The following is an 11853-nucleotide window of genomic DNA, read 5'->3' on the forward strand; positions in this document are numbered from 1 at the left end:
CTCCCCCCGCACCCACCGCGACCCGCTGCGCGGGCGGGGGGGCGGGCGGGGGCCGCCCGCGGGGCCGCCCCCCCCGGCCCCCCCCCCGCCCGCGCCCCCCCCCCCCCGCGGCCGTGGCGGGCGAACCGGACCCGGTGCTCGGGGAGGTACCGGTCGGCTACGTCGTCGGCGCGGTGGATCCGGCGGCGGTCCTGGCCTTCTGCCGCCGGCACCTGCCCCCGCACCGGGTGCCGGCGGCGATCCGCCCGGTCAGCCGCATCCCGCAGACCTCCTCGGGCAAGCCGGCCCGGCGGCGACTGCGGTTCCAGTACGTGCTGGACCTGGTCCGCGGGGAGACCGAGGGGATCACCGGCCGGGCACCGGAGGTGGACCAGCCGTTCGCCGAGGCCGGTCTGGACTCGCTCGGCACCGTACGGCTGCGGGACCGGCTGGGCAGCGCGCTCGGGGTCTCGCTGCGCCCGTCGCTGGTGTTCGACCACCCCACGCCCCGCGCGATGGCGGACCACCTGACCAGCGGGGCCACCGACGCGCCGCCCCCCGCGCGCGGGGCCACCGAGCCGGTCGCGATCGTCGGGATGGCCTGCCGCTACCCTGGCGGGATCGCGGGCCCCGAGGACCTGTGGCGGGTGCTCGCCGCCGGCCGGGACACCGTCACGGACTTCCCCACGGACCGGGGCTGGCCCCTCGACGAGCTGTTCCACCCCGACCCCGACCACGTCGGCACCAGCTACGTCACCCGCGGCGGCTTCCTCGCCGACGCGGCCGACTTCGACGCCGCGTTCTTCCGGATGTCACCGCGGGAGGCGCTGGCCACCGACCCCCAGCACCGGCTGCTGCTGGAGACGGCCTGGGAGGCCGTCGAACGGGCGGGCATCGCCCCCGAGTCGCTGCGCGGCAGCAGCACGGGCGTGTACGTGGGCCTGATGTACGACGACTACGCCGGCCGGTTCCGGGGCACCGACCACGAGCTCCTGCCCCAGATCGCGCTGGGGTCGGCGGGCAGCATGGCCTCCGGGCGGATCGCCTACGGCCTGGGCCTGCACGGGCCGGCCCTCACCCTGGACACGGCCTGCTCCTCCTCCCTGGTGACCCTGCACCTCGCGGCGGACGCGCTGCGCGGCGGGCAGTGCGACCTGGCCCTGGCCGGGGGTGCCACGGTCATGGCGAGCCCGGACAGCTTCGTCGCGTTCAGCCGCCAGCGCGGCCTCGCCCCGGACGGGCGGGTGAAGCCGTTCTCCGCGGCCGCCGACGGCACCGTCTGGTCGGAGGGGGTGGGGCTGCTGCTCCTGGAGCGGGTCGAGGACGCGGTGCGCAACGGCCACCCGGTCCTGGCCCTGCTGCGCGGCTCGGCGGTCAACCAGGACGGGGCGTCCAACGGACTCACCGCGCCCAGCGGCCCCGCCCAGGCCGCGGTGATCCAGCAGGCGCTGGCCGACGCCGGACTGACCGGCGCCGACGTGGACGTGGTCGAGGCCCACGGCACCGGAACCGCCCTGGGCGACCCGGTCGAGGCGGCCGCGCTGCTCGCCACCTACGGCCAGGCCCGGCCGGATCCGGTGCTGGTCGGCACCGTCAAGTCCAACCTCGGGCACACCCAGGCCGCCGCCGGGGTCGCCGGGGTGATCAAGACCGTGATGGCGATGCGCCACCGGACGGTGCCCGCCACCCTGCACGTGGGCGAACCCTCCCGCGAGGTCGACTGGACCGCCGGCCGGCTCCGGCTGGTCACCGAGCCGACCCCCTGGCCGGCCCGGGACCGTCCGCGCCGTGGCGCGGTGTCGGCGTTCGGGATCTCCGGGACCAACGCGCACGTGATCGTCGAGGAGTACGAGCAGCTGCGGACGGCCTACCTCTTCCCCGGGGAGGGGGCGCAGAAGCCGGGGATGGGGCGGGAGTCGGCCGCCGGGCACCCCGTGTTCGCCGCGGCCTTCGAGGAGGCCTGCGCCCATCTGGACCCGGCGCTGCGGGAGGCCCTCGACACCGAGCTGGTGCACCGCACCGACTTCGCCCAGGCGGCCCTGTTCGCCTACGAGGTCGCGATGTTCCGTCTGCTGGAGTCCTGGGGCTACCACCCGGACGCCCTGATCGGGCACTCCGCCGGGCAGATCGCGGCCGCCCACCTGGCGGGCGTCCTGTCGCTGCCCGACGCCGCGCGGCTGGTCACCGCCCGCGGCCGGCTGCTGCTCACCGTCGGCCACGCCGTCCACTCCCCCCTGACGGACCCCCAGCTGGCGGAGTTCGCGCGGGTGGCGGAGGGCCTGACGTACCGTCCCCCGGCGATCCCGGTGATCGGCGCCCGCCCGGACGACCCGGCCCACTGGGTGCGGCACCTGCGCGAGCCGGTCCGCTTCGCCGACCAGGTGGCCGCGGTCGGGGGCGCCACCCTGGTCGAACTCGGCCCGGGCAGCACGCTGGGTGCGTTCGTCGAGGGCGTCGTCCCCACCGCCGACCCCGAGCGGGCGGCGGCCCGGCTGCGGGGCACCCGGGCCTTCCGGCGCCGGCGCTACTGGCTCGACCCCGGCGCCGAGCACCCGCTGGTCGGGTCGACCGTCGTCGTCCCCGGATCCGGCGAGGTGGTGTGCGTCGCCGACCTCAGCCCCGCCTGGCTGCTCGACCACGTCGTGGACGGGACGGCGCTGGTGCCCGCCACGGCCGTGCTGGAACTGGTCCTGCACGCCGGCGAGCGGGCCGGGTGCACCGGCATCGACGAGCTGGTGCTGCACACCGCGATGCCCCTGCCCCGGACCAGGCGGGCCGAGATCGTCGTCCGTCCCGAAGCGCCGGACGGCACCCGGGCGTTCGAGGTGTACGCGAACGGGGTCCGCTGCGCCGACGGCCGGCTCCACGCACGGCCGGCCCCGCATGTGGAGACCGGCGAGTGGCCCCCGCCGGGCGCCGAGGAACTCGACGTCGAACACGCCGACTACGGCCCGGCGTTCCGCGGGCTGAGCCGCCTGTGGCGGCGCGGCGACGAGCTCTTCGGCGAGGTCCGCGGCGACTTCCCCGACGCGGGACGGTACGCCCTGCACCCCGCCCTGTTCGACGCGGCCCTGCACCCGGCCCGGCTGCTCACCGGCGGGGTGCCGTTCGTCCTGCGCGGCGTGCACCTGCTGGCCCGGGGGGCCACGGCCCTGCGGGTCCGGATCCGGGCGGGGCGGATCGACCTGACCGACCGTACGGGCCGGCCGGTGGCGTGCGTCGAGTCGCTCACCGCGCGGGCGGCCGGCACCGGCCGGGGCGCCCTGTTCCGTCCGGAGTGGCGGCGGGTCACGGGGCAGCCGCGGGGGAAGCTGCTGGAGGTGCCGGCCGGGGACCCGCCCGCTGCCCTGGCGCTCGCGCTGCGGGAGCTGCAGGCCGACCACGAGCACCTGACCGTCCTGGTGCGGCCGGGGGACCTCGCCGGAGCCGCGGTGGCCGGGCTGGTCCGGGTCGCGCAGACCGAGCACCCCGGGCGGTTCACCCTGGCCGAGGTCGCCGACGGGGAGCCGGAGACCGTCGCCGAGCGCGCCGAGCTGGTCCCGGTGGCGGGCGGCGACTCCTTCGCCTGGCGCGGGACCGTCCTGGTCACCGGCGGCGGCGCGCTGGGACGCGCGGTCGCCGGCCACCTGCGGGCCGGGGGCGTGCGCGTCGTCGTCGCCAGTCGCAGCGGCGAGACCCGGCTGGACGTCACCGACCGGGCCGCGCTGGCCGCCCTGGTCGACTCGATCGAGGACCTGCGGGCCGTCATCCACACCGCGGGCGTCCTGGACGACGGGATCCTCACCTCGATGACCCCGGAACGCCTGGCGACCGTGTGGCGCCCGAAGGCCGAAGCGGCCCGGCACCTCCACGAGCTGACCGCGCACCGGGACCTCGACGCCTTCGTGCTGTTCTCGTCGGCGGCCGGGGTGCTCGGCCACGCCGGGCAGGCCAACTACGCGGCGGCCAACAGCTACCTGGACGAACTCGCCCGCCACCGCAAGCGCCTGGGCCTGCCCGCGCTGTCGCTGGCCTGGGGCCCGTGGACGGTCGGGATGGCGGCCGACCGGTCCGCCGGTCCCGGACTGCTGCCGCTCACCCCGGCGGAGGGCGTGGCGCTCCTGGAGGCCGCGCTGGGCACCGACGAGCCGGTCCTGGTGCCGATCGCCTTCGACCGCGCCCACGACCTCGCCCACGACCTCGCCCCCCGCCCGGAGCCGCGGCGCGCACCGGAACCGGTCCGTCCGGCGGACCTGTTGGAGCTGGTGTGCGCCGAGGTCGCCGCCGTCCTGAGCTATCCGGAGGTGGACCCGGACACCCCGGTGCCGGACCTCGGCTTCGACTCGCTGACCTCGATCGAGCTGCGCAACCGGCTGGAGGAGCGAACCGGCCTGCGGCTGCCCGCCACCGTGGTGTTCGACTCCCCCACCCCGAGGGCCCTCGCCGACCAGCTGCGCCCGCCGCCGGCCCCGGGAACGCTCGCCGACCTCTACCACCGGCTGTGCGGACTGGGCCGGCACCAGGAGGCCATGCACCTGCTCGTCTCCGCCTCCTGGGCACTGCCGTCGGCGGCGGCCTTCCCGCCGGTCGCCCCGCAGCGGCTCAGCGACGGCGCGGGCCCGGCGATCGTCTGCTTCCCCGCCTTCACCTCGCCCCCCGGGGAGTACGGTCCGCTGGCCCGGCACCTGCCCGGCCTGTGGCTGCTCCCGCACCCGGGGTACCGGGGCGGCCCGGTACCGGAGGACGTGGAGGCCCTGGTGCGGACGCACGCGGCCTCGATCGAGCGGCTCGACCGGCCGGTGGTGCTGCTGGGCCGCTCCACCGGCGGCCTGGTCGCGCAGGCCGTCGCGGAGCGGGTCGGTGCCGAGGCCGTGGTGCTGCTGGACACCCACCCCGTCCGGGACGAGGGACGGCTCACCGAGCTGGCGGCCCGCACCGCGCTCCGGCTGGACGAGCCCGCGCTCGCGGCCCTGGGCGCGTACGTGCGCGTCTTCCTCGGCCGGCCGGAGGAGACGACCGTACCGACCCTGCACCTGCGGCCCGGCGACATCCCGGGGGACCACTTCTCGGTGCTCGACCAGCACGTGGCGACGACGGCCGAGGCGATCCGGACCTGGCTCGCCCGGACGGTGGGCCCCGGACGGTGACCGGCCCAGGCCCTGTCCGACCAGGCATTGTCCGGACAGGCTCTGTCCGGTCGGCCGGACAGGGCCTGGCCGTCACCGGCGGGTCTCGATCCGCAGGTCGCCCATGGTCACCCGGCGGAGGTGGTCGCTCGCCAGCACCTCGTGCGGCTGGCCGAGGTCGACCGCGCCCGCCGCGTCCAGCCGGTCCAGCTGGGCGGCCGAGAACTCGACCGCCAGAGCGCCCAGGTTGTCCTCCAGCTGGGCCAGGGTGCGGGCACCGATCAGCGAGGTCGTCACCGCCGGGTTCCGCAGGGTCCAGGCCAGCGCCACCTGGGCCGGGGTGCGGCCCAGCTCGGCGGCGACCTCCCGGACGACCCCGACGACGGCGAGGTTGCGCTCGGTGAGCGTGCCCAGCGCGAGGTTGAGGCTCCTGCGGGTGCCGTCCCCCGCACCGGCGTCGGTCGCGGCCACGTCATCCCGGCGGTACTTGCCGCTGAGCACCCCGCCGCCCAGCGGCGAGTACGGGACCACGCCCAGGCCCAGCTCGCGGGCCATCGGGATCAGGTCGCGCTCCCCCGTGCGTTCGATCAGGCTGTACTCGATCTGCAGCGCGACCAGCGGCGACCAGCCGCGCAGGTCGGCGATCGCCTGCATCCGGGACACCTGCCAGGCCGGGGTGTTGGAGATCGCCACGTACAGCACCTTGCCCTGCCGGACCAGGTCGTCGAGCCCCCGCAGGATCTCCTCGACCGGCGTCCGGAAGTCCCAGACGTGCAGGTACAGCAGGTCGAGGTAGTCGGTGTCCAGCCTCCGCAGACTCCCCTCCACCGAGCCGAACAGCGCCTTGCGGTGCGCGCCACCGGAGTTGGGGTCGCCCGGGCGGCGCAGCGTCGAGTACTTGGTCGCCAGCACCAGGCGCTCGCGCTCCTGGTGGGCGAACTCGCCCAGCAGGCGCTCGGAGCTGCCGTCGGTGTAGGTGTCGGCGGTGTCGAGGAGGTTGCCGCCGAGCTCGACGTAACGGTCGAACAGCTTCCGGGCCTCGTCCCGTTCGGCGCCCCAGCCCCACTCGGTGCCGAAGGTCGCCGTGCCCAGGGCCAGCGGTGAGACCCGCAGGCCCGACCGGCCCAGCAGCCGGTAGTCGTCGAGGGTCAGTGCCATCAGGTTCTCCTGCGGTCGTGATCGGTTGTCGGGACCGAGTCTGTGGCGGCGGCGGGCCGGGGGTAAGGGAAGGCCCTTCCTGGGAAGGCCAGTCCCACCCTCGCGGTTGGACCGGCCATGACGACCCGAACCGTGGACACCACCCGGACCACCCGGACCACCCAGGCCACCCAGACCACCCAGGAGCTGGCCGCCTTCCTGCGGAGCCGACGCGAACGCTCCGCGCCGGACCGGCCGGACCTGCCGTCGCGCCGGAGGTCCCGGCGGACACCGGGGCTGCGCCGCGAGGAGGTCGCCGAACTCGCCGGGGTCAGCACCGACTACGTGGTCCGGCTGGAGCAGGGCCGCGGGCTGCGGCCCTCGGCGGAGGTCCTGGCCGCGCTGGCCCGGGCCCTGCGCCTGGACCCCGGCGAACGCGACTACCTCTTCGACCTGGCCGGACGGCGCCGCCCCGGCCGTACCGACGGGCCCGCCCCCGGCGCGGCGCCGTCGCTGGCCCACCTGGTCGACGAGCTCTCGCCGCTGCCGGCCATGCTGCTGGACCACCGCTACGACATCCTGGCCTGGAACCCCGAGCTGGCCCGGCTGCTCCCGGGCTTCGACACCCCGTCGCCGGTCCGGCGCAACGCGATGCGGCTCTGCCTGCTGCACCCGGCGATGCGCGGCTTCTACGCCGACCGCGAGGGTGCGCTGCGGGACGGGGTCGCCCACCTGCGGGCAGCGTGGGCCGCGCACCCGCAGGACCGGGCGCTGACCGACCTCATCGCCGAATTCACCACCCAGGACGAGGACTTCGCCCGCCTGTGGTCCGAGCGGGAGGTCCGCGTCAACGGACGCGGCCGCAAACTGCTGCGGCATCCGGTCGTCGGGGCGATCGCCGTCGACTTCGAGGTGCTGCTGCCGCTGGAGGACCCGGAGCTGCGGCTGCTGATCTACCGCGCCGCGGACGAGGAGAGCCGCGCCGCCCTGGACCGGCTGTGCGCGCGGTGACAGCGGCTCGGGGGGCGGCGGCCCGGTGACAGCGGCCCCGGGGGGCGGCGGCCCGGGGGCGGTCGGTCAGTCCCGTCGTCCGCGCAGGAGCCGGGCGCCGAGGCCCAGGCGGGTGGTGGCCGCCCCCGCACACCCGCCGATCAGGATCGCGGGCCAGGGGCCGGCCCCCAGCCCGCGGCAGACCAGCGTGGTGGCGACCAGTGCGACCAGAAGCACCGCCAGGTCCACGGCGGCGGCTCGGCGGTCCCTGCGTCCTGTCGGCGACATGTCCGCCCTTGCGTTGGAGGTGTGACCTGCGGTCGGTGACATCCAGGACCTTAAAGAGTTTGCAAAGTCCAGGCAAGTGAAGGAGGGATGAGCGGGGGCAGGGCGGGCCAGGACCGCCCCACTCCCGCAGGGGCAAGAAGTGTGATGTTCAAATGTCTGATGTTTGGCTATGGTGCTCCCATGACACGCATCAAGACACCGCGTCGGACGGCGAGCCTGTCCGCGCAACTCGTGGACAGCCTGCGCTCGCACATCGAGGCCGGCGGCTGGCCGGTGGGCACCCGGATCCCGTCGGAGCAGGCCCTCATCGAGGAACTCGGGGTCGGCCGCAGCACCCTGCGGGAGGCGATCGGGGCGCTCGTGCACCTCGGACTGCTGGAGGCCCGGGCGGGGGACGGCACCTACGTCCGCTCGTCGAGCGAGCTCCAGGCGGTCATGCTGCGCCGGGCCGGTACCGCCCAGCGCGCGAACGTCCTCGAACTGCGGACCGTACTGGAGGAGTACGCCTCGGGGGCCGCCGCCCTGCGCCGCGACGAGGAGCAGGTGCAGCAGCTGCGGGAGCTGTTGGCCGACGCCGACGCGGCCGCCGCGGGCGGGGACCTGTCGCTGGCCGGCAGCGTGGACGCGCTGTTCCACCGGGCCGTCGTGCGGGCGAGCGGGAACGGCCTGCTGATCGAGGTGTACGACCACCTCGGCACCGCGCTCACCGCCCCCCTCGGCGGCCTGCCCTGGGAGGCGGCCCACGCCGAGGAGCACGCCGGACTGCACCGGCGGCTCGTCGACGCGATCGACGGCCGGGACGAGGACGGGGCCCGCGACGCGGCCGCCGCGATCGTCCGGCTCACCCGTGACCACGAGGCCGGTGGCCGTGGAACCGGCAGCCGCACCGCCGGCGGCCACAACTCCGGTGGCCACAACTCCGGTGCGGAGGTGACGAAGTGAGCTCCCCGTCCCCCTCGGTGTCCACCGAACGCCCCACCGCCGAGGCGTCGACCCCGGACCGCACCCGCCCCGCCGTGTCGGTCGGGCTCGTCATCGGGATCTGCCTGGTCGCGGCGAACCTGCGCACCGGTCTGACCGGTGTCGGCACACTGCTCCCGGCGATCGAGCAGGACAGCGGCCTGACGTCGAGTTGGGGCGGCCTGCTGAGCACCCTCCCACTGCTGACCTTCGCCGCCACCTCCCCCCTGGTGGCCCGCGCCTCCCACCGGTTCGGCAGCGCCCGGCTGCTGGTGGCGGCGCTCGGGACGCTGGCCGTCGGGACGGTGATCCGCTCGCTCCCCTCGGTGGCCTGCCTGTTCGCCGGGACGGTGGTCCTCTCCGCCGCGATCGCCTTCGGCAACGTCCTGCTGCCCGCGCTGATCCGGCGCAACGTGCCCGCCCACCGCATCCAGGGCGTCAGCGCGCTCTACGTGACGGTCATGGGCCTCACGGCCGCGCTCTCCTCCGGGATCTCCGCGCCGCTGGCCCACAGCCTGCCGGGCAGCTGGCACACCGCGCTGGCCTGGGGCACCGCCTTCACCGTCGCCGCGTTCATCGTCTGGCTGCCCCGGCTGCGGCACGACCGCCCCGGGGCGGGCACCGGCGCGACCCACTCCCCCGCGCCCTGGCGGTCCCCGCTGGCCTGGCAGGTGAGCCTGTTCATGGGCCTGCAGTCCCTGGGCTTCTACACCGCCGTCGCCTGGCTGCCCAGCATCCTGCTCCACCAGGGCGCCGACAGCACCACGGTCGGCTGGATGCTGTTCTACTACCAGGTGATCGCGCTCGCCGCGAGCAGCGCCCTGCCGCTGCTCACCCGGGGCCACCACGACCAGCGGTGGACCGCGGCCGGGGCCTCGGTCGTCGTCGCCGCCGGCTTCGCCGTCCTGCTGTCGGCCCCGGGCCTGACCGTCGTGGCCTGCACCCTGCTCGGGCTGGGCACCGGCGTGTGCCTGGTCCTGGCGCTGAGCTTCCAGAGCGAACGCGTCGGCAGCGCCGGCGAGGCGGCCGCGCTGGCGGGCATGGCACAGTCCGTCGGCTACCTCGTGGCGGCGGCCGGCCCGCTCCTGCTCGGCATCCTGCACGACGCCACCGGCAGCTGGACGCTTCCCCTCGGGCTCCTGGCCGTCCTGAGCACCGCGATGGCGGCCGTCGGGTACGGCGCGGGCCAGGACCGCCACGTGAGGCCGCCCGCCCGCTGAGCCCGGCGCTCCCGGCTCAGAGGAGGACCACTCCCGCCACGGTCGTGGCCACCAGGACCACGATCATCACCGCGTGGTACAGCACGCCCCGCTCCGCCGAGCGCTGCCCGGCGGACCGGTCCAGCATGAACACGGCCGGATCGGCAGGATCATGATGGACCGTCAGTTCCAGGCCGTACGTCCGGGGCGGGCCCGGGAGATCGTTCCGGCAGTGCGCCGTGACGACCGTGCCGTCCCGGGTGGTGAAGGACAGCGCCGGGGTGATGGTGGTCGAGGTGTCGCCGTCCTCGTCGACGCTGACGTCCCTGAGCACCGCGACGACCCGGCCGGGCACCGCCTCCAGCGCCGCCAGCCTGGTGATCCGGTCGGCCTTCTCCCGTACCGCTCGCGGGAGCAGGACGATCCCGGCGACGGCCCACGGGCCGGCCACACCGATCAGGGCCCACGGCCACCCCCAGCGGACGGCGGCCAACGCCACCAGCCCGGCACAGACCAGGAAGAGCGCGAGGCCCGGCCGACCCAGCCCGCGGCCGGGTTCCTCGTCGGCGGGAGAGAACCGGTAGGCGTGCGGGCGGCCCGGCGGGTACCCGATGCCGAGCTCCCGGCCCTCCCACGCGACGGTGATCATCTCGCCGCGCTCGCCGTCGTTGGTGACCTCGACCTCCTCACCCGAGACCGGGTCCCGGTAGCGGACGACCACCGGGATCCCGCCCTTGCCCGAGCCACCGTGCCGGGGCTCGGTCACCCGGACGATCCGCCCCGTCAGCCGGACCTTCCGCTGGTCCGCGGTCACCCCGGCCAGCGACCTGACCAGCCCGACCAGGGCCACCACGGCCCACAGCCCGCACCAGAGCAGCAGGATCTCGTCCCACCCCATCGCACTCCTCCTCCGTCCGTACCGGTCAGCCGCCGTTGCGCCGCAGCACCTGGCCCCGGCCGTCCGCCTCCAGCGTCGCGGAGCCGCTCTCGCCGGTCACCACGATCCTGAGCGTCAGCGCGCCGGTGGTCCCGTCGGCGGTCAGCTGCCAGCTCTTCGGAGCCTTGACGCCGAGGGTGCTCCGGGCCTCCTCCACCAGGCCGGGGATCCGCTCGTAAGGAAGCGAGCGCGGATCGAACCCGGGACCCTTCCCCGCACCCGGGGCACCGGCACCCGGGACACCGTCGGCCGGGTTGAGGACCACCGTCAGCTGACGGTCCTGCACGACGACGGCGAGTGCCTGGCGCGGCTCGCCACCCGGGGTCAACGACTCGACGGCCTTGCGCAGTTCGCCCTGGTCCAGCATGGACTGCCCCGGGCCGAGGGCGACCGTGCCGGTCGCCGAGGTCACGGTGATCGTGGCGGACGAGGATTCCGAGGAGGAGGATTCCGAGGAGGAGGATTCCGAGGAGGAGGTGACGGCCGGCCGGGCCGTGCCGGTCCCGTCCTCGACCACGGCGAACAGCTCGGTGTGGAACGGCAGCAGCACGGCGCCCACGCCCAGCAGCAGGCCGAGGACGGTCAGCAGGCAACCCGCACAGCCCGGCCCGCTCTCCTCCCGCATCGCCGGGCCGGGCACCGAGTCCAACCTGGCCCCGGCCACGCGCCGTTCCCACTCCGGCGTGGGCCGCTTCACGATCCGCGCCTTCCACGGCCGGTCCGGCGGGTACTCCACCACCACGATCCCGCGCGGCCGGTAGTCGGGGAGTTCGACGAGGTTGATCTCCTGCCGGATCCCCACCCGGAACCCGGGCGCGCCGTCCGGCACCACGCTCAGCTCGAACTGCACCGGGACGTCACTGCTCTCGCCCCTGACCGCCTCCCGCTCCTCGATCAGCGCCAGCGCCCGTACCGGCACGGCCGCCGCCTCCCGGCCCCAGCGCGGCAGCGAGGCGAGGAACGCCACCAGCCCGTAGGCCGCCGGCAGTGCGAGCGACAGGACGACCAACGAGGTCCGCCCGAGCACGCAGCCGCTGACGAACCCGGCCAGCGACGCCCCGATCACGGCACCGGTGAGCAGGCCCAGGGCGAGTTTGGACGGCGTGTTCGGCGAGGGCGGTCCGCCCGCGGCTGTCGTCATGCGGCAGATTGTGCACGTCCCGGGCAACCGCCGACAGTCCCGCGGGTACCCGGAACGGTCACAAGCCGATCACAACTCCCGCACCGCCTTCCCCTCTTGACCTCGGCGGTCCCGGCG

The 11853-nt window shown here is 75.7% G+C and carries 7 protein-coding genes and 1 pseudogene; 4 read left to right on the forward strand and 4 right to left on the reverse strand.

Annotated features, from left to right (window positions below; genetic code table 11):
- Nucleotides 1–110: 110 nt before the first annotated feature.
- Nucleotides 111–5105, forward strand: a pseudogene (locus tag ACFWXO_RS13000) (beta-ketoacyl synthase N-terminal-like domain-containing protein); the annotation flags it as partial.
- 72 nt (nucleotides 5106–5177) lie between these two features.
- On the opposite strand, the gene ACFWXO_RS13005 reads toward ACFWXO_RS13000, so the two are convergent.
- Nucleotides 5178–6242, reverse strand: coding sequence for an aldo/keto reductase (locus ACFWXO_RS13005; protein ID WP_380523745.1), 1065 nt, complete (start codon nucleotides 6240–6242; stop codon nucleotides 5178–5180).
- Nucleotides 6243–6359: 117 nt separating this feature from the next.
- On the opposite strand from ACFWXO_RS13005, the gene ACFWXO_RS13010 reads away from it, so the two are divergent.
- Nucleotides 6360–7232, forward strand: coding sequence for a helix-turn-helix transcriptional regulator (locus tag ACFWXO_RS13010; RefSeq protein WP_380523747.1), 873 nt, complete (start codon nucleotides 6360–6362; stop codon nucleotides 7230–7232).
- Between the two features lie 66 nt (nucleotides 7233–7298).
- Here the strand turns inward: ACFWXO_RS13010 and ACFWXO_RS13015 are convergent, their stop codons facing one another.
- Nucleotides 7299–7499 (reverse strand): hypothetical protein, encoded by a 201-nt coding sequence (locus tag ACFWXO_RS13015; RefSeq protein ID WP_380523749.1) that lies wholly within the window; start codon nucleotides 7497–7499, stop codon nucleotides 7299–7301.
- 180 nt (nucleotides 7500–7679) lie between these two features.
- On the opposite strand from ACFWXO_RS13015, the gene ACFWXO_RS13020 reads away from it, so the two are divergent.
- Together ACFWXO_RS13020 and ACFWXO_RS13025 are read left to right on the forward strand one after the other, a co-directional pair.
- Nucleotides 7680–8441, forward strand: a complete 762-nt coding sequence (locus ACFWXO_RS13020) for a FadR/GntR family transcriptional regulator (protein WP_380523751.1) — start codon at nucleotides 7680–7682, stop codon at nucleotides 8439–8441.
- Entirely contained in the window at nucleotides 8438–9679 is a 1242-nt protein-coding gene (locus ACFWXO_RS13025; RefSeq protein ID WP_380523753.1) for a CynX/NimT family MFS transporter, read from the forward strand. Before ACFWXO_RS13020 ends, ACFWXO_RS13025 begins: the two co-directional genes overlap by 4 nt.
- 16 nt (nucleotides 9680–9695) lie before the next feature.
- Here ACFWXO_RS13025 and ACFWXO_RS13030 read toward each other — a convergent pair whose 3' ends face one another.
- Together ACFWXO_RS13030 and ACFWXO_RS13035 are read right to left on the reverse strand one after the other, a co-directional pair.
- Nucleotides 9696–10556, reverse strand: coding sequence for a DUF3592 domain-containing protein (locus ACFWXO_RS13030; RefSeq protein WP_380523755.1), 861 nt, complete (start codon nucleotides 10554–10556; stop codon nucleotides 9696–9698).
- A gap of 25 nt (nucleotides 10557–10581) precedes the next feature.
- The gene (locus ACFWXO_RS13035) at nucleotides 10582–11736 is read right to left on the reverse strand and encodes a hypothetical protein (protein ID WP_380523757.1); all 1155 of its coding nucleotides are present in this window, start codon (nucleotides 11734–11736) and stop codon (nucleotides 10582–10584) included.
- Between the last annotated feature and the right edge of the window lie 117 nt (nucleotides 11737–11853).

This window comes from Kitasatospora sp. NPDC059088, from assembly GCF_042738155.1.
In the GTDB taxonomy this organism is placed as follows: domain Bacteria; phylum Actinomycetota; class Actinomycetes; order Streptomycetales; family Streptomycetaceae; genus Kitasatospora.

Bases quoted from the DNA above. Each gene is read 5' to 3' on its own strand.
- ACFWXO_RS13005 (WP_380523745.1), bottom strand. From the start codon at position 6,242: ATGGCACTGACCCTCGACGACTACCGGCTGCTGGGCCGGTCGGGCCTG.
- ACFWXO_RS13010 (WP_380523747.1), top strand. From the start codon at position 6,360: ATGACGACCCGAACCGTGGACACCACCCGGACCACCCGGACCACCCAG.
- ACFWXO_RS13015 (WP_380523749.1), bottom strand. From the start codon at position 7,499: ATGTCGCCGACAGGACGCAGGGACCGCCGAGCCGCCGCCGTGGACCTG.
- ACFWXO_RS13020 (WP_380523751.1), top strand. From the start codon at position 7,680: ATGACACGCATCAAGACACCGCGTCGGACGGCGAGCCTGTCCGCGCAA.
- ACFWXO_RS13030 (WP_380523755.1), bottom strand. From the start codon at position 10,556: ATGGGGTGGGACGAGATCCTGCTGCTCTGGTGCGGGCTGTGGGCCGTG.
- ACFWXO_RS13035 (WP_380523757.1), bottom strand. From the start codon at position 11,736: ATGACGACAGCCGCGGGCGGACCGCCCTCGCCGAACACGCCGTCCAAA.